The following is a 26,404-nucleotide window of genomic DNA, read 5'->3' as shown; positions in this document are numbered from 1 at the left end:
ACGTACCGTATCAATGAGTATCCAATACTTCAAAACCTTTGACCAAATCATCAATTTGCTTAAGCTGACGTAAGAACGGCTCTAGTTGACTCATACGCAGCGCACATGGACCATCACATTTTGCAGTTTCTGGGTTTGGATGCGCTTCTAAAAATAACCCTGCCAACCCTGTAGCCATACCTGCACGGGCAAGCGTTGTAATCTGCTCACGACGTCCACCAGCACTATCACTACGTGCACCTGGCTGTTGTAAGCTATGCGTCACGTCAAAGAATACCGGTATATCCATCTGCTTCATGGTATCAAAACCAAGCATATCAACGACCAAGTTATTATAGCCAAAGGCACTACCACGCTCACAAAGTATGAGCTTATCATTACCACCTTCTAGGCACTTATTGACGATATGACGCATCTCGTGAGGGGCCAAAAACTGCGCCTTCTTGATATTAATAATGGCATCTGTTTTTGCCATCGCATGCACTAGATCTGTCTGACGCGACAAAAATGCAGGTAGCTGAATAATATCAGCCACTTCAGCGACTGGTGCTGCTTGATGTGGCTCATGCACATCAGTGATAATCGGTACTTGGAATTTTTCTTTGATCTGACCTAGCCAATCGATACCCTCCTCTAAACCGGGCCCACGATACGAATGCAAACTTGAGCGGTTGGCTTTATCAAAGCTTGCTTTAAAAACATAGCCGATACCCAAGCGCTGGCAAATATCAACATACTGCTCAGCAATCTCAAATGCCAATTCTTTAGACTCTAAAACATTCATACCGCCGAACAATACAAAAGGCTGGTCGTTACCAATGTTAATCGTATCGTTGTTAGGAGTGTTGAGCGTGATATGTGATTGTGCGGTCAATAAGTTTTCCATGAAGCCATTACCTCTTATTTTGTTATAAATATCTCTGTTCCATATTGTAACCGATAGGCTGATTAAAAAAAGTATGCAAGCGTAATTAGACGTCATTAGTAAAAATGATTTTGGCTAATAACTACTAGCAGCCTGAATTAAACAAAAAAAGACCAATCCGGAGATTAGTCTTTTTTATAATAAACGCTTTCAATATACATTACATTCTGAGAGCTATTTTGATTCGTTGTGGTTCTTAGCCGCTTTTACAAAGCTATTAAACAATGGATGACCACCGCGTGGTGAGCTAGTGAACTCTGGATGGAACTGTACAGCAACAAACCACGGATGCTCAGAGATCTCTACCGACTCTACCAAATGCTGCTTGGCAGAATAACCAGAGATGGTCATACCTGCTTGCTCTAGTGGCTCGATATAACGGTTATTCATCTCATAGCGATGGCGATGACGCTCAGTGATATTGCTTGCACCGTAAATTTGGCTTAGCTTACTACCAGAAACCAGCTCTGCTTGCTGTGCGCCTAGACGCATCGTGCCACCCAAATCTGAATCATCACTACGAATCTGTAGCTCGCCGCGCTCATCTAACCACTCAGTGATCAGACCAATGATAGGCTCAGCTGTCTTACGATCAAACTCAGAAGAGTTGGCATTAATATTAAGTACGTTACGTGCATACTCAATCACAGCCAACTGCATACCAAGACAAATGCCTAAATACGGAACGTTGTTTTCACGAGCATAAGTGATGGCTTTTATTTTACCCATCGTACCGCGCTCACCGAAACCGCCTGGTACTAAGATAGCATCAGCATCGTTTAGCTGCGCAAGCAAAGTATCATCATCTTCTAGACGTTCAGCGTCGATGTAGTCAATTTTCACGTCTACTTTATGAGTGATACCTGCGTGTAGCAATGCTTCATTAATAGACTTGTAAGCATCTGGAAGCTCGACATATTTGCCGACCATCGCAACAGTCACTGTTCCTTCTGGATTCAACTGAGCTTCAACTACTTTGTCCCAATCGCTCAAATCAGCTTCAGGCACATCAAGACCGAAACGCTCACAGATGAGATCATCAAGATCTTGCTCGTGTAGCGTGCGCGGTATTTGATAGATACTTTGAGCATCTTCACACATAATGACCGCACGCTCTTCAACGTTGGTAAATAGCGCAATCTTGCGACGGTTGTCTTGTGAGATATGATGGTCAGAGCGACAAATTAGGATATCAGGCTGTAGGCCAATAGAGCGCAGCTCTTTTACTGAATGCTGCGTTGGCTTAGTTTTGGTCTCACCAGCACTAGCAATATACGGTACTAAAGTAAGATGCATTAGCATGGCTCTATTACGGCCAAGCTCTACTTGCATCTGACGTACGGCTTCCATAAACGGAAGCGATTCGATATCACCAACGGTACCGCCAATTTCGATAATAGCGATATCATACCCTTCGCCACTGGCAAGGATTTTGTTTTTGATTTCATCAGTAATATGCGGAATAACCTGTACAGTACCGCCTAGATATTCACCACGGCGTTCTTTATTCAAAACGTTCTGATAAATACGGCCACTGGTAAAGTTATTACTTTTACTCATTTTTGAGTGACGCAAAAAGCGCTCGTAATAACCCAAATCTAAGTCTGTCTCTGCGCCATCTTCGGTGACAAACACCTCACCATGCTGAAATGGGCTCATCGTACCTGGATCGACGTTGATATACGGATCCATCTTGGTCATCGTGACAGTCACGCCACGCGCTTCTAAGACCGCAGCAAGAGAAGCGGCGGTGATACCTTTTCCTAGTGAGGACACTACCCCACCGGTCACAAATATAAACTTGGTCATAGTACTCATCAACAATTGGTAAAGAAGGATTTTACTAAAAATACGCCATAAAATATAGGGCAAAAATGCAAACTGTCTGAAACTCTTGTTTTCTACCTCAGCGGTAGACTTTTGTCACAAATAATACATACAACAAAAAAACCCACCCCGAAGGATGAGTTTTTTATTTAGATTCTAATGGTTAGATTAGAATAAGTACTCTAGACCACCACCGATAGCTAGTACGTCAGCATCAGTATTGCCAAGGTCAGCTGAGTTATTACCAGCATAAGCATGTACAATCATATTATCTTGATAGTAGTATTTACCACCAACAACGATTTGATCTGAGTCAAAGTTGTCAACACCATCTAGGTTGTCAGTTTTGTTGTACTGAACATAAACAGTTGCTGGACGAGCAAAGTTAGATAAGCCTAATGCACCACTAACTACTAGACCTTTCTCTTTTTCGGTATCACCCTCATAGTCAAAATCAGCTACTTGATATAGAGCACCTAATGTTACAGGAGCTGCCATGTATTTACCTAGATCAACAGTTGCTGTACCACGGATGATATCACCATTGATGTTTTGGTCTTTATCGTACGCAACACCAGCAGTGAAGCCAGTACCTTGGTCAAACATTAGCGCAGCACCAAAGCCACTATTACGATCATCACTATCCTCTACAAAGCTTTCGTCAGCACTATACATAACAGAAAGTTGTAATGGTAGGTTGTTGTATTTTGGAGACATCCAAATAACTGAGCTGTTGATACGGCTACTATCAGCCATATTCAAACCACCATAGTTTTCGTTATCTTCAAGTTTATTGCCACCTAGGTTATCCCAATAACCATCGTTAACGACTACGTTGTTGATTTTATCTAAAGTAGATTGGTTTTTACCAGCACGGAATTCACCGAACTGCTTGTTTACAACACCAAGATACGTATCACGGTTAGAGAAACCATCGCTATCACCGTCAACACGAGTACCATACTCTAAGCGATAGATGACGTCAGTATTTGCCGTCATCGCTTCAGAACCTTTGATACCGATACGTGAAGAGTTGGAGTTGATCTGTACTGAGTCAGACTCTCTGTCTGCACGAGCATCACCATTTGGGTAATCAACTTCGGCATTTACATAATCAGCAGTAACAAACGCTTTACCATATAAGGTAGGAGCGGCATTGGCTGCAGAAACAGATAGAGCAGCAACGGCTGTAGCTAAAAGTAGTTTTTTCATGGGGTATCTCCACTTTACAATTGTAGTAATGAGCAAGCTATTATTAGCTGGCGCCCATAATGGTATCGTCACAAATCCTCAAAGATATAATGTGTAACTGGCTACCGAGATTAGTCAGAAACAAGTGTGGCGAAGTTCTATTACAGTAAGATGAAAAAAACCATGATTTACATAACTGGGATTAAAAAAGTAACTGCCATGTAATCTTTAGTTTTTATCCTTCCATTGCGTAACATCGGTTACCAAACTCATACTTCGAGTACAAGCATAACAACTTTGACATAATTTGCAACATATTTTTTTGCCTTTTCGATACATCCATTATCAAATAACAAATACTTTATTTTATTTGAACGATTGTTAAAAAACTTTCGCTTACTCAATTAGATACGAATAATATTGGTTAATATGATTACTAATATTCTTAAATTTTTATAATAAACATCGAATAATAGTCCAAAATAAAGCGCTATTTACTAAAAAATAAATAGCGCTAATTAAGAAATTAATAATCTATTTGAGCAAATTCATCAGTTACAAATGAGCAAGACTGTCTAGCATACTTGCTCATCAAGTATGCTCAAATACCTGTCATATTTAGTCTATTGTTCTAAGCGTTGGCTTTAAGATCTAAACGTGCTTGATGCAACAATGGCTCAGTATAACCGCTAGGCTGTGCGCGTCCTTTGAATACTAGATCACAGGCTGCTTTGAATGCATAAGAGCTATCAAAGTTATCTGCCATTGATTGATAGTCATCATCGCCTGCATTTTGCTCATCAACGACCTTGGCCATGCGTTTCATCGTATCCATCACTTGCTGCTCACTAACCACGCCATGATGTAACCAGTTAGCAATATGTTGGCTTGAGATACGCAAAGTAGCACGATCTTCCATGAGACCGACATCGTTGATATCAGGTACCTTGGAGCAACCAACGCCTTGATTTACCCAGCGTACGACATAACCCAAGATACCTTGAGCATTGTTTTCAAGCTCTTGCTGCTTTTCTTCGTCAGTCCAGTCAGTATTTTTCGCCAATGGAATGGTCAAGATATCATCCAAGCTAGCACGCTCGCGTGATTTTAGCGTGTCTTGTACATCAGCCACGCTCACTTGATGATAGTGTATGCTATGCAAGGTAGCACCCGTTGGTGAAGGTACCCACGCAGTGCTAGCACCAGACTTAGGATGAGCAGCCTTAGTATCCATCATCTCTTTCATTTCATCAGGCTTAGCCCACATACCCTTACCGATTTGCGCACGACCTTGTAGGCCTGTCTCTAGACCGATATCGACGTTCCACTGCTCGTAAGCAGGCTGCCATGCTTGCGACTTCATCTCGCCTTTTGGTACAAATGGACCTGCATTCATGCTGGTATGCATCTCGTCACCAGTACGGTCTAAGAAACCTGTGTTAATAAAGATAACGCGCTCTTTGGCTTGGCGGATTGCTTCTTTTAAGTTGACCGTCATACGGCGCTCTTCATCCATGATGCCGATTTTGAGCGTATTGCGTTCTAGACCTAACAGATCCTCTGATGCATTAAATAAGTCATTGGCCATTTTCACTTCTTCAGGGCCATGCATTTTTGGCTTCACGATATACATTGAGCCTTGACGCGAGTTTGATAGCTCGTTTTTACCTTTAATATCATTAAGTGACAATAGCGGCGTGATTAAACCATCCATTAAGCCTTCAAATATTTGCTCTTGACCCTCGCCCAAATCGACTAAGATGGCAGGGTTCTGCATTAAGTGACCAACGTTACGGATTAATAATAGCGAACGGCCTGGCAAGATCAGCTTGCCACCATCTGGCGTATTATATTCACGATCTGGATTTTGCTTACGTGTACGCGTTTTGCCACCCTTTTCAAAGGTTTCCTGTAGGTCGCTATTCATTAAGCCAAGCCAGTTACGATAGACTTCAACTTTTTCTTCTGCATCTACAGCAGCAACAGAGTCTTCACAATCCTGAATGGCTGTCATAGCCGACTCAAGCAGTACATCCTTTATGTTTGCTGGATCGTCTTTACCTACTGGATGGTTGCTATCGATTTGAATCTCAGCATGCAAGCCGTTGTTCTTCAACAGTACACCTGTAGGAGCTTCAGCCTCACCGACAAAACCGACAAACTTAGCCGTATCTTTTAGCTCAGTACTGCTATTACCTTGTACAACTTCTAGCTTGCCATCGACTACTTTAAAACCAGTTACATCATTGTAAGAGCCTGATGCTAGTGTAAAGTGCTCATCTAAGAACGCTTTGGCATACGCGACAACAGCAGCGCCGCGAGTAGGATTATAACTACCACCCGCTTCTTGGCCATTGTCACTACTGATAACATCGGTGCCATACAACGCATCGTATAAGCTACCCCAACGTGCGTTGGTCGCGTTGAGCGCATAACGAGCATTACGAACTGGTACGACTAGCTGTGGCCCTGCGATGTGCGCGATTTCATCATCGACGTTTTTGGTATCAACCGTAAATGCTTCGCCTTCAGGTAGCAAATAACCAATTTCTTGTAGAAATGTCTTATAAGCTGGATAATCGATTTCGCCATCTTTTGCAGGATTATCTAAGTGCCACTGGTCAATCTGCGCTTGAATCTTGTCACGAGTCGCAAGCAACGCTTTATTACGCGGGGTAAATTCTTTAATAACCTTTTCGAAACCTGACCAATAATCGTCTGAATCCACACCGACTTTCGGTAGTACTTCGTTTTCAATAAAGTCATATAACTGCTGATCGATGGCAAGACTGCCTTTTTGAATACGATTGGTGTTAGAAGACTGGCTCATATTGTTATCCTTATCTGTTCGTGAGGGGTACTAATACTGAGTTGTGACAGTAACTATTTAAGAGTTTTTAAGCTTGTGAGGTTTTAAACGTTCATATCTCATTCATTGTGGAATCTTTGATTCTCTAATTTTTCTGAGAAGATATATCTACAAAGTTTATGTTCTAGTAAAAGGTAACCTATTAATATTAGACTTACTCTTTACTAAGAGCGAATCATAAAAGTAAGACGAAATGCTTAAATAGCAAAATCTCATCCTACTATCAAATAATAAAATTAACAAGGAAACACCATTCACTAAATAAATACTTAGGCTGTTTAATAATGATAACGTATAAGTGGCCTACTCTAGAAGCTATAGTCACCATCTAGAAATTATATACAGCAAAATTAATATAAACAGTAAGTAATCATTAACACCTTTAATTATGCTTAAACGTTATCTATTAATAAATACCTATTGATGACTGTCAGTTATTTAACATCGTATCTAGGTCAGACTAACGATATAATTACTCGTATTACCATTCATAAATAAAGCTTCCTTAAACTATGACTATCATTCAACAAGACCTCGCAACATTACAATCAACAACAAATACGATAGATAGCGATAGTATCGAGAAAAAATCTATCGAAGAAAATGTTTCTCAAACTGTAAATAATAGTGCCGACACAGATCTAATCGAAGAAGAGCTGTCTGAAGAAGACAGTGTCGATATTACGCATCTGCGCACTCCTATAAAGGTAGACCTATCTCCTGTCTATAACTTTTTGGGTGCTCGAACTACGCAAGCTTGGGTAAATGCTGCGATTGAAAACCTACCTATGATCATTCAAGACCATGCCAACTGCGAAAAAAAGGCCGCTGGTACTGCGATGAATTTAATATTTCGTTATGAGTTCTCTTATGACTTGCAACGTAAACTCGCACAGCTGATACGTGAAGAGATGCTGCACTACGAGCAAGTACTGGGCATCATGAATGAGCGTGGGCAGGAATGGAAATATCTAAGTGCTGGACGCTATGCTAAGGGTATGTTGAAGCACAAACGCACTTACGAGCCAGCAGCAATGGTTGATGTATTGATAATTGGGGCATTTATTGAAGCGCGCTCTTGTGAGCGTTTTGCAGCGTTGGCCGAGGTCATCGACGATGAACGCTTAGCGAAGTATTATCGTTATCTACTCAAGTCAGAGAGTCGTCATTTCGAAGATTATCTTGCACTCGCTCAATCGTTATCAGACGAGAATATTGATGAGCGTGTCGCTTTCTTTAAGGAAGTAGAGGCTGAATTAATAAGTAGCCCAGATGCTGAGCTACGTTTTCACAGTGGTACACCTGCTTAAAACCCACGCCTTACCTAAACCTGTTACCTAAATAATGTAGAAAGTAAAAATATAGTAAGCAAAAAAGGCACTGTGTTTGATACGAGTTATATACTCTTACCAAACACAGTGCCTTTCTGTTTATGTACAAATGCCTATTTATGTACAAATACTAATAGCTACCGATATAGTTAATCTTACTTTTTATCTTCCATCAGTGGACTATCATACTGTTTGTTGCTCTTAGCGACATTATGCGGATCATGATCTTCCGTAGCTTTTTCTGCTGCGGCTGGATTTGCTTTTTGTAATGCATCATCAGGGACAATACCATTATTATCATCTGCATCTTTTAAGTTATGATCGCTATTGACGCTTTCATTATGTGAGTTATTCATTGGTACTCCCTACTATAATAATTACTGGTCTAATCCAAGAAACGCTATATATCTTTCAAGATTTAAACCTATCTAATCTTTTTCATCAGGATTTAAAATACGAGTTTGTGCATTATCAATATTGGCATAACGATTTAAATCATTAATACCCTCACTCTTTGGTGCTGCACTACCAACAGTATCTTCATTGATATTGTCATCAAATGCGGTACTGCCCTCTTGATCACGGCGATCTGGTTGGCGTGCTGGGTTGTCATTATCATTTACGTGTTCTGAGTCGACCACAGATTCATCAAAAGTATCAGTTCCTTTGTTCTCAGTGGTATTTTTCTCAATTGCATTATGATCGTCAGATCCTAGTATCTTTGCCTTGTCTATTGCTGAGTCTTTGGCTTGCATTATCATATCCTCTTTTATATTTATAATTTTATCAATTTGGTTAGCCCGCTGTTATCTATAGTCCTTTACTCGTTACCTTTTTGGCTCAAGTCGTAGGCACTTAGTTCTGCTGCGTTCTTGCCACCAGCTGGAAGATTCTCTTCTTTACGTGGATCAGCATAAACTTCGTCGGTCTCTTGTGAGTCTTGCTCAGGGCCATCGATTTCAGGCTTGTGCTTGCGCCCTGCATAGCTATCTTTAGGGTTTTCTAACTCATTAGCAGCAGGGTCATCCACGATTACCTTTTCTTCTGTGTCTGTTACTACTGGTTCTTGCATAGTCATGGCGTATCCCTCGCTTTATTATTTGTTATTATTAATTCGATGTTTGATGTTTGATGTCGTAGATTACTTATCAGTACGTAGATCATCATCGATAAAAGGCGTTTGCTCTTCTTCGCTTAATGATTCAGGAGCATCAACCTTTTTATTCTCTGCTAAGTTCTTCTCAACTTCCTGACCATTTACCTGTTCTGCAGCTTGCTTGATATCTGAATTGTCATCGTTAGTAGTACTCATGATTTACTTCCTATTCTTATGATTTGATTACATGGTTTTGAACTTGTACCAACGCTCAAATAAGTAGCCAATACTTATCAAGTAGCGTCAGAATTGATATTAATTATAGGTATGACCTTGGGTAATGCACCAGTGTACTGCCGTATCAATATGTGAATAATTGTGAGGTTGCAAGTCAGTTTGTAACTTTTGCAATTGATGAGCATAAAAAAACCAAGCACCAGTATTTACCAGTGCTTGGTCAGATAGATAACTGAATAGTCGAATAGCTGATTATTGCCTAAAGGTATCTTTGCAAATTAGCTAGATTCCTCGACACGATTAATCGTTTTTAATAAATGCTCTTGTGCGACGTGTGGCTCTTCACCTGCTGCTGGCTGTAATTGCTGCCAAACGCCAGTGCCATCAAGTGTCCACGCTTGCGTATTATCCTGTAAGTAGTTAATTAAGCCATCCTGATAAATCTGCTTAAATAGCTTTTTATTCTCAATCGGGAACGCCACTTCTACACGATGGAATAGGTTACGATCCATCCAGTCTGCACTACCGCAGTATAGACGCTCATCACCATTGTTATAGAAATAATAAACGCGCGTATGCTCCAAAAACCGTCCGATAACAGAGCGCACAGTGATGTTTTCAGACAGCCCTTTTACTTGTGGACGTAGACAACACATAGACCGCAAAATAAGCTCAATCTTAACGCCTGCCTGCGAGGCATCATATAATTTATCAATGAGGCGGCGCTCAGTTAACGCATTGGCTTTAATAATGATATGAGAACGTTTACCCGCTTTGGCATGAGCGATTTCATCATCGATAAAGCTCATCAATTTCTCATGCAAAGTAAACGGTGCATGTAATAGTTTTTTGAGGTTGGCAGGTTTGCCCATGCCGGTTAGCTCTTGGAATATTTTGTGAACGTCTTCTGAGATATCAGGATCTGCACTAAACAGACCATAATCCGTATAAACCTTAGCATTGGCCGCGTGATAGTTACCGGTGCCCAGATGCACATAACGGCGGATTCGGTCTTCCTCGCGGCGTACGATTAGCATGAGCTTGGCATGGGTCTTGTAACCGACGATACCGTAGACCACGACCGCGCCTGCTTCTTGTAGATAGTTGGCAACTGCGATATTAGATGCTTCATCAAAACGCGCACGCAGCTCGATAACAGCCGTGACTTCTTTGCCATTGCGAGCGGCGGCGGCAAGTGCTTTGACGATTTCTGAATTGGTGCCTGAGCGATATAGCGTTTGTTTAATCGCCAATACTTTGGGATCGCTTGCTGCTTGCCAAAGTAAATTGATAATCGGTGAGAACGCATGAAAAGGATGATGAACCAACACATCGCTCTTACGCATGGCGGCGAACATACTGGTCGATTTATCTGACTTATCCATTTCTCGGCGAAATGCCTTTGGCACAACATGAGTAAATGGCTGATAGCGTAGTGCAGGAATATTAAAGTCAAACAGCAAACGCGTTAGGTTGACTGGGCCATTGACACGGTATAGCTGATTGTCATGCAACTCAAACTCATTGAGCAGATACTCACTGATATGCGTTGGGCAATCGGTTGTTACTTCAAGACGTACTTTATCGCCGAAGCGGCGGTTTTCAAGCTCGCCTTCTAGTGCTTTGGCAATATCTTCGACATCATCAGCCAAGTCTAAATCGGCATTACGTGTCAGCCTAAATTGATGACAGCCTGTCACACTCATCCCAGGGAACAGCTCACCGATATGCTCATGAATGATAGCGGATAGCATCACATGATGCTCTTTACCACCAGTTAGCTCATCTGGCAGACGAATCACACGCGGTAGACTACGCGGCGCAGGCACAATCGCCAAGTTAATATCACGTCCAAACGCATCTTTGCCTTCCAATGTGGCGATAAAGTTTAAGCTTTTATTTACAAGACGCGGGAATGGATGCGCCGGATCAATGCTAATCGGTGTCAGTACGGGTACGACTTGCTCCGTAAAATAGCGCTTCATCCATGCAGACTGATCAGCGTTTAGCTCATCACGCTTTAGGTAGCGGATATCTTCGAGCGCAAGCGCTGGCAAGATATCCTCATTGAGAATACGATACTGCTCACTGATTGCGGCATGAGTGATAATAGATATCTCGTTTAACACTTCGCTCGGACGCATGCCATGAGCACTGGTCGATACATCACCGATGTTAAGCTTTTGCATGATGCCAGCGACACGAATCTCAAAAAACTCATCGAGATTGGATGAAAAAATAATCAAGAAAAATAAGCGTTCAAGCAGTGGGTGACGCGAACTAGATGCCTGCGCCAATACCCGCAGATGAAACTGTAGTAAAGACAAATCACGATTGATATAACTGCTCGGTGAATAGCTGCCATCTTCTGAGCGTTGCCATTCAATTTCGGCCAAGTTATTTGGGCTATTATCTACACTAATGTCTTTATCAATATTGTCATTAGCGCCCTCGTTGACCTTATTAACGTCAATCATATTGTTAACATCACCGCCGCCCTGATTACTAGTCATCTCTACCACGTCACTACTCCTTTTGCGTTATCGATACGCCATCATCTTTTATCGTTCTGTCTTTTCTAGGGCATGTCCTAGTCTTATTCGAAATAGCCGAGCCTACAACAATCCGAGCCTATAACTTAGCCCTCATGCTCTACATTTATGAAGAAGCTTGCGGTAATACAGCATTTTTCATGCGTTTTTTGATAATACGTTGCTTGTTACGTAAACGCTTATCGCCTTGATTGTCTTCGTAGTACTTTGGATTGGTAAGCATCGCAATCAGAAGTGCTGACTCATCTCGGTTTAGATTGGCCGCAGACTTATCGAAATAATGATGCGCTGCTGCATCAATACCATAGATACCATTACCAAACTCCGCCACATTTAGGTAAGCGGTCATAATGCGCTGCTTGTCCCATAGCGTCTCAATCATCACAGTGATGACAGCCTCTTCCGCTTTACGCACATAAGAGCGATGCGAGGTGAGGAACAAGTTCTTTGCCAATTGCTGAGTAATCGTTGAGCCACCAGCAGACATTTTGCCTGTCTCTTCATTCTTCTTTTGTGCGGCCTTAATTCCTTTAAAATCAAAACCACTGTGCTGACTAAACGTTGAGTCTTCACTCACAATCGCTGCTTGCTTGGCAGATTTGGCAATCGCATCATATTCAGCCCATGTCTGAGTGACCGTGCCGCCCGTTAGGCGATGCGTCAACATAAACATGCTGTTATTGATTGGCTGCGTTTTCCAAATTAATAATAGCCCGACGACCAATATATGGAATGCGACAACCAATAGCATAATTGCCAATAACAGACGTTTAATAAATGTGCCAAAACTTGCCATGCGCGATATCCGAGTGGTTAAAAAAGTAATAAGATAAGGTTGATACTCTATCAATGACTATGAGACATCAACTAAGCATCAATGATTGTAAACGGGCTATATATAGCCAATCATTAACTGTTGAGCATTAGTCATTAATAACGATCAATAGCAGGTCATCTTACCTAATCTCACAATCGCTGTCATTATTTACCCCACTTCTTTATGATGTAATGACCGTTAAAGTATTTTATGTTTTAAATAAGCGCGTGCTGAGCATCAGCGCTTTGCAATCAGTATGAAGATAAGAGACTAACCATGCACGATGATAATATAGAAGTATTACGAGCGCGTGTTATTGCAGCAAATCCAAGCCTCAACAGCGCTGAAAATAACAATCAATGGTGGCTACTGGGCACCTCGGGCTGCCATTTATGTGATATTGCTGAGCAAATAATCACTCAGTTTCAGGCGGTACAACCGATTAGTTACCAACATGTCGATATTGCAGACTTTGATGAGGCGCTGATGATGGAATTTGCCACCACTATTCCTGTGATTTTGACGCCATCCAAACGATTAAACTATCCGTTTTCGGTGATGGATTTGCAGCAGCTGCTTGCTTAATAGTATTAGACCTATAACAAAGACGCCCTATTACGACGATAAAGTGGTGAGAAATCATGAAAGATTTAAAACCAGTACTAAAGAAAATAACAGAAATTGAAGACCTGCGCCGTGTCGCCGAGCGTAAAGTGCCGCGCATGTTTTATGACTATGTTGATTCAGGCTCATGGACTGAGACCACGTATCGTAGTAATGAAACTGACTTTGACCGTATTAAACTGCGCCAGCGAGTATTGGTCGATATGGACAATCGCAGTCTAGCGACACAAATGATTGGTGAGTCCGTCAATATGCCTGTTGCCATCGCTCCGACTGGGTTCACTGGCATGATGTGGGCAGATGGCGAGATTCATGCCGCGCGTGCCGCCGAAAAATTTGGCGTGCCCTTCTCGCTCTCGACCATGAGCATCTGCTCTATCGAAGATATCGCTACTCATACCAGCAAACCGTTTTGGTTTCAGTTATATGTCATGCGCGATCAAGATTATATGGCCAATCTGATTCAACGGGCCAAAAATGCCAATTGTTCAGCCCTAATATTAACTGCCGACTTGCAGGTCATGGGTCAACGCCATAAAGACATCAAAAACGGCTTGTCTGCACCGCCTAAACCGACCCTTACCAACATCATCAACCTAATGACTAAGCCGCAATGGTGTATGAATATGCTAGGCACCAAACGTCGTAGCTTTGGCAATATCGTCGGTCATGCCAAAGGCGTTGAAGACTTGTCATCATTGAGCTCATGGACAGAAGAGCAATTTGATCCACGTTTGAGCTGGGATGATGTGGCGCGTATCAAAGATATGTGGGGCGGCAAGCTCATCATCAAAGGTATCATGGAGCCTGAAGATGCCATCATGGCGGCCCGTAGCGGTGCCGATGCACTGGTCGTCTCAAACCATGGAGGCCGTCAGTTAGATGGCGCACTGTCTTCTATTTCTGCGCTGTCTGACATCGTACAAGCTGTCCATGCTGAAGATAGTGATATCGAGGTATGGTTAGACAGTGGCATTCGCTCTGGTCAAGATGTGCTAAAAGCGATTGCGCTAGGTGCGAAAGGCACGATGATTGGGCGCGCTTTCCTCTATGGATTGGGCGCTTATGGTGAAGATGGGGTACGCCGCGCGCTCGAAATTATCTATAAAGAGTGTGATATCTCAATGGCATTCTGCGGTCATACCGATATCAATAAAGTTACGGATGATATCTTGGTAAAAGGTACTTATGAAAATCTTAAAGTTGGTCACTTTTAGAGCTATCCGTTTTTAAGAATTTTCGACTTCTAAGAACTGTCTAGTTTTAAAAGCTATCAGCCATCAAGACTATGAAAACTTGTACCATGATGACCTGCGGATACATAACATTATCTGACCATACCCTTTATACTATATATACAACATTTTGATGATATCTCGCTTTTATGACCATTCAACAGCTATTAAAAACAGCGCCCGTCACTACCCTGCTCCTAGCCAGCTTTATCGGGCTATTCATTATGCAGATATTGACAGGTGTCGATGCCAACAACCCTTCAACTGAGGCACTGCTCAAATGGGGTGCTAATGCGTTGCCATTTACCATGGGTGACGATCCTTGGCGCTTGATCAGCAGTGCGTTTTTGCACATTGGTTTGATGCATTTATTGTTTAATGGGTTTGCTATATATTTCTTTGGGCAGATTGCCGAGCCTATGTTTGGCTCAGCCAAATTTTTGGCGTTGTTTTTGCTGGCGGCCATCGGTGGTAACTTGCTCAACAGCTATGTGACATGGCAAAGTATCTTGGATGGTACGGGACAGCCTGGACTATCAGCTGGCGCATCAGGCGGTATCATGGGTATTGGCGCGGCACTATTAATCGCGGCACTATTTAAAATATCGGTCAATGGCATGGTACTCAATCTTAAAAGCCTGATATTTATTATGGGCATCAACCTCGTCTATGGGTTTGCTGTACCGGGTATTGATAATGCTGGTCATATCGGTGGCGCAATCACAGGACTAATAATTGCATTGGCTTTTGCGATTGGCTACCGTCAGCGTCTGGCAGTCGCTATACAAAACGCAGCGATTCAGCAGCAGCGCACATTAAACGCTTATCAAACCAACTACTCATACAGTACTCACGACACCCCATCATATAACAGTCAGTATAGTGGCCAATCTCATGACCAACACGATAATCACAGCTCGTATGACGCCACTCCTATCGAACAGTCACCTCATTTTGAGATGAATTCGAAGGAGCAAGATACCACTTTTGCTAACAATGAAACGAATGTGTCTGATATAAATGCTAACAATAGTGCTGAAAGCGTTACTGCTATCAATTCATCGTTAAGTCACGAAGCTGTTCATCATAATAGTATTGAACCCGAAGCACTTAAAAAACCTTCCATTATTTGGCAACTATTACCATGGTTGGCGATGTTACTTATTAGCATTGGTTTTGTCTGGTGGTGGCAAGATATTCACCAGCAATTACTACAAGTACTAAAAGCCATTGAGTAAATGCTCATACTTATCTATCATTGCTATATAGCTCCCAAAAACAGCATACTGACCAACATTACTGATTCGTTTTATAGCTTGCCCTTTTGAACACGTTTTGCTTAATCGCACCACTCAGTTATTTATACTCACTTACGAGATCCAATTATGTTAAAACTTGCAGCGCTACCTAATATCTCTACACGTACTATGTTTAGCGCGTTCACCGCTACTGCACTATTTAGCGTGGCTAGCCTGTCTAACGCCGCACTTTTTAATGACAACTTGCCGACTGACAAAGATGCTGAGCTTAGCGTTGGGGTCAATGTCATGGCGGTCAAATCAGCCTACGATCTCGAAGACAGCACTGAAGTGCGCGTGCTACCAGGTGCATTTTATGACAACAACAAAGTCTATGTACGCGGTGCGCAAGCTGGTGCGTATCTGATCAACGATGGTGTCAATCAGCTGTCTGCCTATGCCAAGCTTGCGGGTTCTGAGTTTGAACCTGATGATGCCAATGGCGCACTGCAAGGCTTGGATGAGCGTAAATCATCAGCAGAAGCAGGTCTAAGCTACCAGCGTCGTACCGCTATCGGTGGCATCCGCGCGCAGATAGGTGCTGATGTATTAGATCGTAGTGGCGGTAACACGGCTCGCTTGACTTACCTTTCTAGAATTACTAAAGGCAAGCTAACGGTCTATCCAAGCATTGGCTTTGAATATCATGATGCTGACTATAACGAATACTACTATGGTGTCAGTGAAAAAGAGTCAGCAGAGACAGGCGTTGATGCGTATAAATCTAACTCAAGCCTGAACCCGTATATCAATATCAGTGCCAACTATGATTTCAATGAGCGCTGGGCAGGGTTTGCCAATCAAAGCGTGAGCTATGTACCAAATGAGCAATACGATAGCCCAATGGTCGACTCACGTACTGAAGCAGCGACGACACTTGGTTTACTTTATAAGTTTTAATTGAGCTTAGATTTTTGATATGGAAAAGACCTTGCCGCGTAATGTGGTAAGGTCTTTTTATTGAATGATTTTAGATGTAGTGCAAACACAACATGCCGATAAATTGCATAATTATTGAAATGGATGCGTGGCAAGAAAAATGAGAACTCGATCTCTTTAAATGTATACTATTAAATACATCATATTCAAGGTAGTAAATTATCGTGAGTCAGAAAGAACTAAAGAGTTTAGAAAATCGGTTCAACCATATGATGGAAAATGATCCGAGTACTGAGTTTTATAGTCATTATCAACAGTTGAAACCTCATCTTGACGAGCTTGAAAGAGATATGGCTAGACGGAATAGTCTAGTAAAAGAAAAAGACTACGAATGGATGAAGTGGATTGTCGCTATAGCAGCTGGTGTATTTTCGGTGATCGTCACGCAAATATCTAAAATGTCATTACTATCAATAGAACAATTGGTTTTACTTAAAATTGCTATATCAGCAAACGCACTTGGGATTGTACTTGGCGCTATTTACCTATACACGGATGTAAAGCACGAAAAAGATTTGGTTCGCAAGCTGCAAATTCAGCGCTATTCTTTGCTACTAGAGAATAAAAAAAGATACGAGAACGTCATAATCTCTGATAAGTTATGGTTTTCGGGCCTTTGTAAACCACTCAGTTTAACTTGCTTTTTGATCTTTATTTCTATTTGGGTTGGTTTTGTCTGGCAGATAAATATTTCAATTCCAGTACCATAGTAATTTTTTCAATATCTACAAAATCAAAAATATATATATTCTGACGCGAAAAGACCTTGCCACATTCCATGACAAGGTCTTTTTACTATTTTAAAAAACTATTAGATAGCTTACTTAGGATGTACCATATCAGCAGGAATGACCCACTCATCAAACTGAGCTTCAGTTAATAGCTCTAGCTCAACCGCCACTTGCTTCAAAGTTTTGTTTTCTTTATAAGCCGTCTTAGCGATTTTTGCGGCATTTTCATAACCAACATGACGGTTCAATGACGTGACTAGCATCAATGAATTATGCAAGAAATCATCGATTTTGTCTTTTACTGGCTCGATACCAACGGCACAGTTTTCGTTGAAGCTGTTGCAAGCATCGCCAAGCAGTTTGATAGACTGTAACAAGTTAAACGCGATAACTGGCTTATACACGTTTAGCTCAAAGTTACCTGATGCGCCAGCCATGCTGATAGTCGTGTCGTTACCCATGACCTGAGCGACAACCATAGTCATTGCTTCTGACTGAGTTGGGTTTACTTTGCCTGGCATGATAGAAGAACCTGGCTCATTTTCAGGAATCGTCAACTCACCAAGACCACAACGAGGACCTGAAGCCAACCAACGTACGTCGTTAGCGATTTTGTTTAAGCTGCCCGCTAATGTTTTTAGTGCGCCTGACGCAAATACTTCTGCATCACGAGCTGCTAATGCTTCAAATTTGTTTGGTGACGTAACGAATGGCAAGCCAGTCAAAGTCGCTAGTTGCTCAGCTGATTTTACCGCATAATCAGGGTGGGCATTTAGACCAGTACCAACCGCAGTACCGCCTAGTGGCAATTCATATAGACCTTGTAGCGCGTTGTCGATACGAGTCAATGAATGGTCAAGTTGGCTGACATAGCCGCTGAACTCTTGGCCTAAGGTCAAAGGCGTCGCGTCTTGTAAATGCGTACGACCGATTTTTACAATGCTATCAAATTCTTTGGCTTTTGCCGCTAGCGTATCGCGTAGTGCTTTTACCGCTGGAATCAACAAGCTGTTGATTTGACGCGCAGCAGCCACACGAATCGCCGTTGGGAAGCTATCGTTGGTAGACTGTGCATGGTTTACATGGTCATTTGGGTGAATTGGCGTATAGCTGCCACGCTCAGAACCAGCGATTTCGTTAGCACGGTTGGCCAATACTTCGTTCATGTTCATGTTTGACTGGGTGCCAGAACCTGTCTGCCATACAACCAACGGAAACTGATCGACCAGACCACCATTGATGATTTCGTCAGCGGCTTGTACGATGAGATCACGCTTGTCGCCTTCGATACGCTCTAGGCTTGCATTAGTAATCGCAGCGGCTTTTTTGACCAATGCCATTGCTTCAATCATCGGACGTGGCAAAGTTTCGCCACCGATTTTGAAGTTTTCGCGGCTACGCTGAGTTTGCGCACCCCAATAAGCGTCAGCTGGGACTTCCACGTTGCCCATGGTGTCTTTTTCGGTACGAGTTGCCTGATTCTGTGTCGACATAACTACCCTCTTTGATGGTTTGTTGTTTTATGACTGCTTCGTAAAAAGTGCAACAGCTGCTGCACATAAAGGAGAATACGATGTAAAGTGGCGTTATGATAGCATGACTAGGGCGTGTTGAATATTCACAAATAGCCTTGAGCGATGCCTAAAAACGAATGTCTAAAAACGCCTGTCATCATCAATCTAATACTTCATTGGATGGGATACCTATGCACTCTAAAATTATGCACTCTGAAACCATGAACCCTAAACCAATACGACCTGAGCCAAATAACTTTGATTCAAACAACCTTGATCCAAATAATTCGGATTCAAAAAATGCTGAACCATCCGAAGCTGTCATCAGTAATCCGCCTAGACGGCACTTTACTCGCCAACGTCGCCAGTTAACTGATGGCGAACGTAGACAACTTGCTCAGTCTGCGAGCTTACATTTGACCAAACTACAGCAGCGATTGCCTACACATGCACGTATTGGGCTTTATTATGATGGATTTGGTGAGCTACCTACTCAGCTAATATTAGACTGGTGTCAACGCTTAGGCTATTTACCTTATTTACCAGTCGTCGGATCACTTGGTCGTGCTAGCAATGGCAGCGATGATAAACGATTGCGCTTTGTACCTGTTTATCATTCAAAACTGGTCAATGTCCCCACTCGCATTCATCAATTAGGTATGAAGCAAAACCACAGCCGCGCTCTATTATGGGCCTCAGAACTAGACGTGATTATTTGTCCACTGGTGGCAGTAGACCTAAACGGCAACCGTATGGGCATGGGTGGCGGGTTCTATGATACAACGCTTGGTAACAGCTATCGTTCAGGGGCTTCAAGGCCGTTAAAAATTGGCTGGTGCTATGATTTTCAAGTGGTTGAACAATTAGCGCGTCAACCGTGGGATGTGCCTTTAGACAGCTTAATTACCCCAAGCGGCATAAGGTGGTTTTGATGAAAAATAACAATAAAAAATTTGAAAAAGACTCTAGCGCTGCTGATTCCAGTGCAGACAGTGTGGATGAATATTTGCAAACATTAGGCAATGAGGACGCTAGAGAGCAACGCTACTACAGTCAAGAGCAACCGTTTAGCGCTGATGAGATGACACGGCTCGTCAATGAAGAACGCTTAAACGAACTACTGGCGCAAAGTGATGCGTTTTTGAGTAGTTTGAATGGTGAGATAAAAGATTTTGATGAATAACACATATATAACTGATAGAGCACAATTTGAAGAGACGCGGTTATAGGGTGTTTTGATTTGATTGACGTTTTCTTTTTATTGCCAAACTATTGTTTCTATATGGCCTATAAACTATACTTATCGAAAATAATTATCATTACAGTATAGGTCGTTGATCGTGGACAAAGTAAAAAAAGAGTTTATGTCGCCCGCTTCGCTACAAGTTTGTTTTTATCTGTTCATGCTATTACTCTTGGCCACGCCTGCGGCTTATATTTATGATTACGACGGCTTTGATTTTGCTGAACTAAGAACCTTTTTGCTAGCGCTTGCAGCATTTTATACCTTCGCACTTAGCACCCATATTGAAATACGTCATATAAAGCCCTCTAGCAGCACATCTTTTCTACGTTTTTTGGTTCCTATATCTCAATGCTTTTCTTTTATTCTGCTGTCTTTGTTTGCGTTGGCTATTGTTGAATACATCAATGGCGATTTGAGACTAGATCATGTTTATGACCCCTTCATTACGCTGTTTTTCGTATATCTGTTGCGCAAAAATATAGAAAGTATAAAGCAAGATATCGGTACTTAAGAGAACCGTTTAATTTAATTACTCTAACAGTCCTATAACTAATGCAAAAAAAAGACGCTTACCGATAAGCGTCTTTTTTGTTAGATACTTGGATTGAGTTAAAGGGCTGACCAAATCACTTATAACACCATCGCTGCAATCCAACCAAATGCGAGTAGCGGAATGTTGTAGTGTAAGAAAGTCGGTATCACACTATCTTTGATATGGTCATGCTGTCCATCAATGTTTAGACCAGAGGTTGGCCCTAATGTCGAATCTGACGCAGGCGAACCCGCATCACCCAGCGCGCCAGCCGTACCGATAATCGCCACAGTAGCCAACGGCGAAAACCCTAAAGAGATACACAGCGGCACATAAATCGCAGCCAAAATAGGAATGGTCGAAAATGACGAGCCGATACCCATGGTCACAATCAAACCGATGAGTAGCATAATAAATGCCGCCATCGCTTTGTTACCAGCGAACAGTGATGCTGCCCCATCGACCAATGGCTGAATCTGCTCAGTCGCTTTCATTACTTCAGCAAAGCCCTGCGCGGTAATCATAATAAAGCCAATCATCGCCATCAGTTTGATACCATCATTAAAGACGCCATCAGCATCACGCCACTTCACTACGCCAGTCGCCATAAATACACCGAAGCCAAACATCGAGCCGAGAAGTAGCGAGTCAGTATATAACTGCACCACAAAAGCAGTCACGATAGCAGCCAGTGCAACCAGTGTCTTTAGCTTGCTTTGCGACTGTGCGCCAGCAGCAGTTTTGCTTAATGCATCGCCTTCTACTACGGCATCATGCGCTTGCTGATCTATCGCAATCTGCTGATATGCGCGTGGCTTACGGTAGCTGATAAATACAGCAACCAGCAAACCAATTAGCATACCCAATGCAGGAATCGCCATGGCTTGCACCACAGAAATATTGGCAACATCAATGCCCGCTTCACCCACGTTTTTTAGCATAATCTGATTGAGATAGATATCACCAAAGCCATAAGGAATAAACATATAGGTGGTGACCAGTCCAAACGTAATCAGACAAGCAATCAGGCGTCTATCAATCTGCATGCGATTGAATGCTAACAATAGTGGCGGTACCAGTAGCGGAATAAAGGCAATATGAATAGGGATTAAGTTTTGGCTAAAGCAGCTCATGGTAATGAGGCCTGCAAACAGCATGTACTTAATCATGCCACTCGTGCCAGCAGCATCAATACGCTTGATGACCGCGCCTGCCAACGATTGCGGCAAGCCCGAATGAGCAATCGCTACCGCAAACGCCCCAAGCAGTGCATACGACAGCGCAATTTCTGCGCCATTACGGATGCCTTCTTGAAAAGCATTAAGCGTATCAGTAATACCAAGCCCTGCTAGCAGTCCACCTGCCAGCGCCCCGATTAATAAACTGAGCACCACGTGCACTCGCGAAAGTGACAGTCCTAGCATAATAATAACTGCTAGCAATACTGCATTGATGGCCATGTGTTGCCCCTTGTTCTTTATACTTTGGTCTTAGTGAGACCTATGAATATTGAAACTAATGAATATCGCCCTGTTGTCTAAAACGTCTCAATATGAGAGCCTGTTTTAGACGCGCGCCAGTTTACCTTATTTTGGGTATAAAGCCTACGCATAGAACCGATTAGACATCATCATAGCTAGCCAAATATCACCTATACATCTAAACCCTCTTCTATAATTTCTGACTGTCTTTATCCTTCACAGACCAGTCACACTAAGGACAACACATCGTTACCCATATTAATTGCATTAATAACTGGACGCTCAGACAACTATTTAACAAAGATAAGCAGACGACTTCACCATTCAGCCTTGCAATTTTTTTCGTGAGCACCATTTATCTAAACATGAACCACGAACTTGACTTTACAAGTCTGGGGAACGAGGAAAAACATATGAGTGAACATAATATTGATAAAGACAACATCGACATCGATGTATCATCTGCCCTGAACACTGACACGACGTCTGACGCAAATACTGACACTGACGCTAACATCAGTGCTGACGCGAATAATGAGACAGAAAGCTCATCTACGGATGCGTTAAATGCCTCATCCAACGTTGTCAAAGACAATGAAGATGAAAGCTATCTGCCACTGCTGGCATTACGCGACGTCGTCGTCTATCCACATATGCAGATTGCATTGTTTGTGGGACGCGCGCCATCGGTGAAAGCGGTTGAGTTGGCACAAGCTGAGTATGGCAACAAAGTACTGGTAGTCGCGCAAAAAGACTCACTGACCGAAGATATTGATCAAGATAACTTGTATCAGTACGGTACGGTGTGTCGCATCGTCAGCACTATGCCACACGACAGCGATGAGAACTGCATTAAAGTATTGATCGAAGGTCAATACCGCGCTCGTGTCGATAACATAGAAGGCCATGATGATTTATTGATGGCGAGATTTGAACGTGCCGACCTCGATGTCAGCATGGATGAGAGCCAACAGAAAAACACCATTCAAGCGTTAACTACATTGTTCGAAAGCTATGCAGATGCGCGACTTCGCAATGCACGTGAGCTGACTCGTGTGGCTAAGCGTATCGACGACTTGCTTGAGTTGGTTTATTTCATCTCAACTCGTGTATCGATGGACCTTGATATCAAACAGTCTTTCTTAGAAGAAGACGATATCAAAACGCATATCAATACCTTGACTGAATATCTAGTCAAGCAAAGTGCTGAGCAAAACATCGAACAAGATATCCAAGATGCTGTCCGTCAGCAGATGGAAGACAATCAGCGCGAATACTTCTTGAATGAGAAGATGAAAGCCATTAAAAATGAGCTGTCAGATATGAATGACGGCGCGTTCGATGGTGAAGATGATGTGGCTGAGCTAGAGCAGCGTTTAGAAGATGCTGACTTGCCAGAAGACGTGCGCAAAAAAGCTGAGCAAGAGTTCAAAAAACTCAAAATGATGCCACCTGCATCAAGTGAATCGTCAGTGGTACGCAACTATATTGAATGGATTTTGGACACACCGTGGAATGCGACGACCAAAGTATCTATCAATCTAGACAAAGCTAAGACGGTATTAGACGAAGACCATTACGGTCTACAAGATGTAAAAGACCGCATCTTAGAATATCTCGCCGTGCAATCACGCGTGAAAAAGCTTCGTGGCCCGATTCTATGTCTTGTCGGTCCTCCGGGTGTCGGTAAAACCTCATTGGGTGAATCAATTGCCCGTGCCACTGGTCGTAAGTTTGTGCGTATGGCGCTTGGTGGCGTACGTGATGAAGCAGAGATTCGTGGTCATCGCCGTACCTATATCGGTGCGATGCCAGGTAAAATCGTTCAGTCATTGGCAAAAGTAGAAGTCAAAAACCCGCTGTTTTTATTGGATGAAATCGATAAGATGGCGCAAGACTTCCGCGGTGATCCAGCATCAGCGTTGCTTGAAGTATTGGATCCATCACAGAACGATACATTTAACGACCATTATTTGGATATGGACTTAGATTTGTCGCAAGTGATGTTCATCTGTACTGCCAACAGTATGGATATTCCACCTGCACTGCTTGACCGCATGGAAGTTATTCGTCTGCCGGGTTATACCGAAGAAGAAAAGGTCAATATCGCACAGAAATACCTAGTGCCAAAAGCGATTAAGCAAAACGGTCTTAAAGAAGGTGAAATTGAGATTGTTGAAGCAGCATTGCATAGCATCGTGCGTAGCTATACGCGTGAAGCAGGTGTGCGTAACCTTGAGCGTGAAGTGAATAAAATTTGCCGTAAAGTGGTTCGCGGTTCGGTTGAAACTCATGGCGCGCGTGCTCCGAAAAAAGCAGAGCGTCAGCTAGTGACAGTCGATGACAAAAACATCGATGACTATCTAGGTGTGCATCAGTATGACTACGGTCTGGCTGAAGAAGAGCCTGAGATTGGTCGTATTACTGGCCTTGCTTGGACACAAGTCGGTGGCGAGCTACTGACCATCGAAGCGGTCGGTATGAAAGGTAAAGGCGAGCTTAGCTTTACCGGTTCACTAGGCGATGTGATGAAAGAGTCAATTCGCGCAGCCATGAGCGTGGTTCGTGCTCGCGGTGATAGTTTAGGTATCGACTACGAAACGTTTAAAACTACAGACGTCCATGTCCATATGCCAGAAGGTGCCACGCCAAAAGACGGCCCATCGGCTGGTGGTGCACTGACGACAGCGCTCGTCTCTGCGTTGACAGGTATTGCTATTCGTCCAGATATTGCGATGACAGGTGAGATTACCTTACGCGGTAAAATCCTACGTATCGGCGGCCTTAAAGAGAAGTTGCTGGCGGCACATCGCGGCGGTATCAAGCACGTCTTGATCCCAGCGACCAATGAGCGAGATTTGGCTGATATCCCTGATAACGTGAAAGAAGGCCTAACCATTCAGCCAGTTGCCACAATTGAGGAAATCTTAAAGGTTGCTTTGGTGAGTATGCCAACACCAATCAAACCTGCCAAAGTGACTGTTGATAAAACCTCTGGTAAAGCACTGCACAATTAATTAAACCTTTATTAAACTCGTCCTATAGATTAAGAAGCCGCTCATCACAATGATGGGCGGCTTTTTTTATGCCTGTTTATTGTTCATTTGCTTGCAGTTCGTAGCCTTCTTAATAGGGTTCTCACACATTTAAAGCCATTTAATTTCAAAATTATTTATCCTACTTCGTTTTTCAAACCCATACGATACTTACATTTATTAACTGATTGTTGCGCATTTGATGAATAACTATAGAGTTAGCTTGGCTATACTGACTCCGATGTTAACGAATATTGACACCGATTTTTATAGAACAATAACGATAGATATTCGTGGCTTTGATGAAGATTAAAGATAACAACTCAAACAATTGGAGATAATAATGAATAAGACATTACTTGCAAGTACCCTATTATGCGGTTCAGCGTTAGCAATGACTGGTTGCCAAACGGTAGAAAGTCAAATGCAAACAGGCAATCCTTTAGCACAGCCAACGCTAAAATCAACCATACAAACAGTAGATGGCAAGAAGAAAGAAGTTGGTCAAGTTTTCTTACGTCCAGTTGATGGTGGCGTCCAAGTTTACGGTAAACTTACTAATCTACAGCCAGGCAGAACTGTCTCATTGCATATCCACGAAACAGGCAGCTGTGACGTCATGGGTAAAGCAGCAGGCGGTCACTTCAACCCTGACAACAAGCCACACTCTAATCCAGATGATATGAATGGTCATGCTGGTGACTTGCCAAACTTAACTGCTAATGAAGATGGTGTTGCTACTATTAACTATGTGAATAAGAAAATCGCAGCGACTGAAGCAGGCAAATACAGCGTAAATCGTTTGGCCTTTATTGTACATGCTGGCATTGACGACTATACCAGTCAGCCTTCAGGTAATGCAGGCGATCGTATTGGTTGTGGTATCATCGTAAAAAACTAATACTGTCCAAACCTATGGACTTA

General features: G+C 42.6%; 23 protein-coding genes. 11 read left to right on the top strand and 12 right to left on the bottom strand.

The window, feature by feature from the left end:
• Nucleotides 1-10 precede the first annotated feature (10 nt).
• The 4 genes from kdsA to JMX91_RS06630 all read right to left on the bottom strand — a co-directional run bounded on the left by kdsA (nt 11) and on the right by JMX91_RS06630 (nt 6,773).
• Nucleotides 11-886, bottom strand: coding sequence for a 3-deoxy-8-phosphooctulonate synthase (gene kdsA / locus JMX91_RS06645; RefSeq protein WP_201548207.1), 876 nt, complete (start codon nt 884-886; stop codon nt 11-13).
• A gap of 213 nt (nt 887-1,099) precedes the next feature.
• Nucleotides 1,100-2,734 carry a CTP synthase gene (locus JMX91_RS06640; RefSeq protein WP_201548206.1) on the bottom strand — a complete coding sequence of 545 codons (1,635 nt, stop codon included), beginning with the start codon at nt 2,732-2,734 and terminating at the stop codon, nt 1,100-1,102.
• 186 nt (nt 2,735-2,920) lie between these two features.
• Nucleotides 2,921-3,964, bottom strand: coding sequence for a porin (locus tag JMX91_RS06635; protein ID WP_201548205.1), 1,044 nt, complete (start codon nt 3,962-3,964; stop codon nt 2,921-2,923).
• Between the two features lie 610 nt (nt 3,965-4,574).
• The gene (locus JMX91_RS06630; RefSeq protein ID WP_201548204.1) at nt 4,575-6,773 is read right to left on the bottom strand and encodes a malate synthase G; all 2,199 of its coding nucleotides are present in this window, start codon (nt 6,771-6,773) and stop codon (nt 4,575-4,577) included.
• Nucleotides 6,774-7,324: 551 nt separating this feature from the next.
• On the opposite strand from JMX91_RS06630, the gene JMX91_RS06625 reads away from it, so the two are divergent.
• Nucleotides 7,325-8,122 (top strand): tRNA-(ms[2]io[6]A)-hydroxylase, encoded by a 798-nt coding sequence (locus JMX91_RS06625; protein ID WP_227679311.1) that lies wholly within the window; start codon nt 7,325-7,327, stop codon nt 8,120-8,122.
• A 176-nt stretch (nt 8,123-8,298) separates the two neighbouring features.
• On the opposite strand, the gene JMX91_RS06620 is transcribed toward JMX91_RS06625, so the two are convergent.
• From JMX91_RS06620 to mtgA, 6 genes are all read right to left on the bottom strand, one after another.
• On the bottom strand, nt 8,299-8,499 hold the full coding sequence (locus tag JMX91_RS06620) for a hypothetical protein (RefSeq protein ID WP_057761189.1): 201 nt from the start codon (nt 8,497-8,499) through the stop codon (nt 8,299-8,301).
• Nucleotides 8,500-8,571: 72 nt separating this feature from the next.
• Nucleotides 8,572-8,898 (bottom strand): hypothetical protein, encoded by a 327-nt coding sequence (locus JMX91_RS06615; RefSeq protein ID WP_227679310.1) that lies wholly within the window; start codon nt 8,896-8,898, stop codon nt 8,572-8,574.
• A 65-nt stretch (nt 8,899-8,963) separates the two neighbouring features.
• A complete protein-coding gene (locus tag JMX91_RS06610; protein WP_227677011.1) occupies nt 8,964-9,221 on the bottom strand; it encodes a hypothetical protein in 258 nt (85 codons plus the stop codon).
• 63 nt (nt 9,222-9,284) lie between these two features.
• The gene (locus JMX91_RS06605; protein WP_185156594.1) at nt 9,285-9,455 is read right to left on the bottom strand and encodes a hypothetical protein; all 171 of its coding nucleotides are present in this window, start codon (nt 9,453-9,455) and stop codon (nt 9,285-9,287) included.
• Between the two features lie 299 nt (nt 9,456-9,754).
• On the bottom strand, nt 9,755-11,953 hold the full coding sequence (gene ppk1 / locus JMX91_RS06600; RefSeq protein WP_413786781.1) for a polyphosphate kinase 1: 2,199 nt from the start codon (nt 11,951-11,953) through the stop codon (nt 9,755-9,757).
• 181 nt (nt 11,954-12,134) lie between these two features.
• Nucleotides 12,135-12,824, bottom strand: coding sequence for a monofunctional biosynthetic peptidoglycan transglycosylase (gene mtgA, locus JMX91_RS06595; RefSeq protein ID WP_201548202.1), 690 nt, complete (start codon nt 12,822-12,824; stop codon nt 12,135-12,137).
• 297 nt (nt 12,825-13,121) lie between these two features.
• Between mtgA and JMX91_RS06590 the strand changes: the two genes are divergently transcribed.
• The 5 genes from JMX91_RS06590 (at nt 13,122) to JMX91_RS06570 (ending at nt 17,651) form a co-directional block, all read left to right on the top strand.
• The gene (locus tag JMX91_RS06590) at nt 13,122-13,430 is read left to right on the top strand and encodes a glutaredoxin family protein (protein WP_201548201.1); all 309 of its coding nucleotides are present in this window, start codon (nt 13,122-13,124) and stop codon (nt 13,428-13,430) included.
• 56 nt (nt 13,431-13,486) lie between these two features.
• Entirely contained in the window at nt 13,487-14,686 is a 1,200-nt protein-coding gene (locus tag JMX91_RS06585) for an alpha-hydroxy acid oxidase (RefSeq protein WP_201548200.1), read from the top strand.
• A 167-nt stretch (nt 14,687-14,853) separates the two neighbouring features.
• Entirely contained in the window at nt 14,854-15,942 is a 1,089-nt protein-coding gene (locus JMX91_RS06580; protein ID WP_201548199.1) for a rhomboid family intramembrane serine protease, read from the top strand.
• A gap of 147 nt (nt 15,943-16,089) precedes the next feature.
• Nucleotides 16,090-16,902, top strand: coding sequence for a MipA/OmpV family protein (locus tag JMX91_RS06575; RefSeq protein ID WP_201548198.1), 813 nt, complete (start codon nt 16,090-16,092; stop codon nt 16,900-16,902).
• A 203-nt stretch (nt 16,903-17,105) separates the two neighbouring features.
• On the top strand, nt 17,106-17,651 hold the full coding sequence (locus JMX91_RS06570; protein WP_102093056.1) for a hypothetical protein: 546 nt from the start codon (nt 17,106-17,108) through the stop codon (nt 17,649-17,651).
• Nucleotides 17,652-17,761: 110 nt separating this feature from the next.
• Here the strand turns inward: JMX91_RS06570 and fumC are convergent, their stop codons facing one another.
• Nucleotides 17,762-19,165 (bottom strand): class II fumarate hydratase, encoded by a 1,404-nt coding sequence (fumC, locus tag JMX91_RS06565; protein WP_102092240.1) that lies wholly within the window; start codon nt 19,163-19,165, stop codon nt 17,762-17,764.
• Nucleotides 19,166-19,377: 212 nt separating this feature from the next.
• Here fumC and JMX91_RS06560 point away from each other — a divergent pair, with 212 nt between their 5' ends.
• From JMX91_RS06560 to JMX91_RS06550, 3 genes are all read left to right on the top strand, one after another.
• Nucleotides 19,378-20,118 carry a 5-formyltetrahydrofolate cyclo-ligase gene (locus tag JMX91_RS06560; RefSeq protein ID WP_227679308.1) on the top strand — a complete coding sequence of 247 codons (741 nt, stop codon included), beginning with the start codon at nt 19,378-19,380 and terminating at the stop codon, nt 20,116-20,118.
• Nucleotides 20,118-20,369, top strand: coding sequence for a hypothetical protein (locus JMX91_RS06555; protein WP_201548197.1), 252 nt, complete (start codon nt 20,118-20,120; stop codon nt 20,367-20,369). Before JMX91_RS06560 ends, JMX91_RS06555 begins: the two co-directional genes overlap by 1 nt.
• 157 nt (nt 20,370-20,526) lie before the next feature.
• A complete protein-coding gene (locus JMX91_RS06550) occupies nt 20,527-20,943 on the top strand; it encodes a hypothetical protein (RefSeq protein WP_201548196.1) in 417 nt (138 codons plus the stop codon).
• A 119-nt stretch (nt 20,944-21,062) separates the two neighbouring features.
• Here the strand turns inward: JMX91_RS06550 and JMX91_RS06545 are convergent, their stop codons facing one another.
• Entirely contained in the window at nt 21,063-22,424 is a 1,362-nt protein-coding gene (locus tag JMX91_RS06545) for a Na+/H+ antiporter family protein (protein WP_101205176.1), read from the bottom strand.
• Between the two features lie 434 nt (nt 22,425-22,858).
• Here JMX91_RS06545 and lon point away from each other — a divergent pair, with 434 nt between their 5' ends.
• On the top strand, nt 22,859-25,462 hold the full coding sequence (gene lon, locus JMX91_RS06540) for an endopeptidase La (protein WP_227679307.1): 2,604 nt from the start codon (nt 22,859-22,861) through the stop codon (nt 25,460-25,462).
• A gap of 361 nt (nt 25,463-25,823) precedes the next feature.
• Nucleotides 25,824-26,381 (top strand): superoxide dismutase family protein, encoded by a 558-nt coding sequence (locus JMX91_RS06535; RefSeq protein ID WP_201548195.1) that lies wholly within the window; start codon nt 25,824-25,826, stop codon nt 26,379-26,381.
• Nucleotides 26,382-26,404 lie beyond the last annotated feature (23 nt).

This window comes from Psychrobacter sp. Pi2-1 (genome assembly GCF_904846645.1).
Taxonomy (GTDB): domain Bacteria; phylum Pseudomonadota; class Gammaproteobacteria; order Pseudomonadales; family Moraxellaceae; genus Psychrobacter.
The sequence above is the reverse complement of the archived record's forward strand: the minus strand, read 5'-3'. Positions and strand labels throughout refer to the sequence as shown.

Bases quoted from the DNA above. Each gene is read 5' to 3' on its own strand.
- kdsA (WP_201548207.1), bottom strand. From the start codon at position 886: ATGGAAAACTTATTGACCGCACAATCACATATCACGCTCAACACTCCT.
- JMX91_RS06640 (WP_201548206.1), bottom strand. From the start codon at position 2,734: ATGACCAAGTTTATATTTGTGACCGGTGGGGTAGTGTCCTCACTAGGA.
- JMX91_RS06635 (WP_201548205.1), bottom strand. From the start codon at position 3,964: ATGAAAAAACTACTTTTAGCTACAGCCGTTGCTGCTCTATCTGTTTCT.
- JMX91_RS06630 (WP_201548204.1), bottom strand. From the start codon at position 6,773: ATGAGCCAGTCTTCTAACACCAATCGTATTCAAAAAGGCAGTCTTGCC.
- JMX91_RS06625 (WP_227679311.1), top strand. From the start codon at position 7,325: ATGACTATCATTCAACAAGACCTCGCAACATTACAATCAACAACAAAT.
- JMX91_RS06620 (WP_057761189.1), bottom strand. From the start codon at position 8,499: ATGAATAACTCACATAATGAAAGCGTCAATAGCGATCATAACTTAAAA.
- JMX91_RS06615 (WP_227679310.1), bottom strand. From the start codon at position 8,898: ATGCAAGCCAAAGACTCAGCAATAGACAAGGCAAAGATACTAGGATCT.
- JMX91_RS06610 (WP_227677011.1), bottom strand. From the start codon at position 9,221: ATGACTATGCAAGAACCAGTAGTAACAGACACAGAAGAAAAGGTAATC.
- JMX91_RS06605 (WP_185156594.1), bottom strand. From the start codon at position 9,455: ATGAGTACTACTAACGATGACAATTCAGATATCAAGCAAGCTGCAGAA.
- ppk1 (WP_413786781.1), bottom strand. From the start codon at position 11,953: ATGATTGACGTTAATAAGGTCAACGAGGGCGCTAATGACAATATTGAT.
- mtgA (WP_201548202.1), bottom strand. From the start codon at position 12,824: ATGGCAAGTTTTGGCACATTTATTAAACGTCTGTTATTGGCAATTATG.
- JMX91_RS06590 (WP_201548201.1), top strand. From the start codon at position 13,122: ATGCACGATGATAATATAGAAGTATTACGAGCGCGTGTTATTGCAGCA.
- JMX91_RS06585 (WP_201548200.1), top strand. From the start codon at position 13,487: ATGAAAGATTTAAAACCAGTACTAAAGAAAATAACAGAAATTGAAGAC.
- JMX91_RS06580 (WP_201548199.1), top strand. From the start codon at position 14,854: ATGACCATTCAACAGCTATTAAAAACAGCGCCCGTCACTACCCTGCTC.
- JMX91_RS06575 (WP_201548198.1), top strand. From the start codon at position 16,090: ATGTTAAAACTTGCAGCGCTACCTAATATCTCTACACGTACTATGTTT.
- fumC (WP_102092240.1), bottom strand. From the start codon at position 19,165: ATGTCGACACAGAATCAGGCAACTCGTACCGAAAAAGACACCATGGGC.
- JMX91_RS06560 (WP_227679308.1), top strand. From the start codon at position 19,378: ATGCACTCTAAAATTATGCACTCTGAAACCATGAACCCTAAACCAATA.
- JMX91_RS06555 (WP_201548197.1), top strand. From the start codon at position 20,118: ATGAAAAATAACAATAAAAAATTTGAAAAAGACTCTAGCGCTGCTGAT.
- JMX91_RS06545 (WP_101205176.1), bottom strand. From the start codon at position 22,424: ATGGCCATCAATGCAGTATTGCTAGCAGTTATTATTATGCTAGGACTG.
- lon (WP_227679307.1), top strand. From the start codon at position 22,859: ATGAGTGAACATAATATTGATAAAGACAACATCGACATCGATGTATCA.
- JMX91_RS06535 (WP_201548195.1), top strand. From the start codon at position 25,824: ATGAATAAGACATTACTTGCAAGTACCCTATTATGCGGTTCAGCGTTA.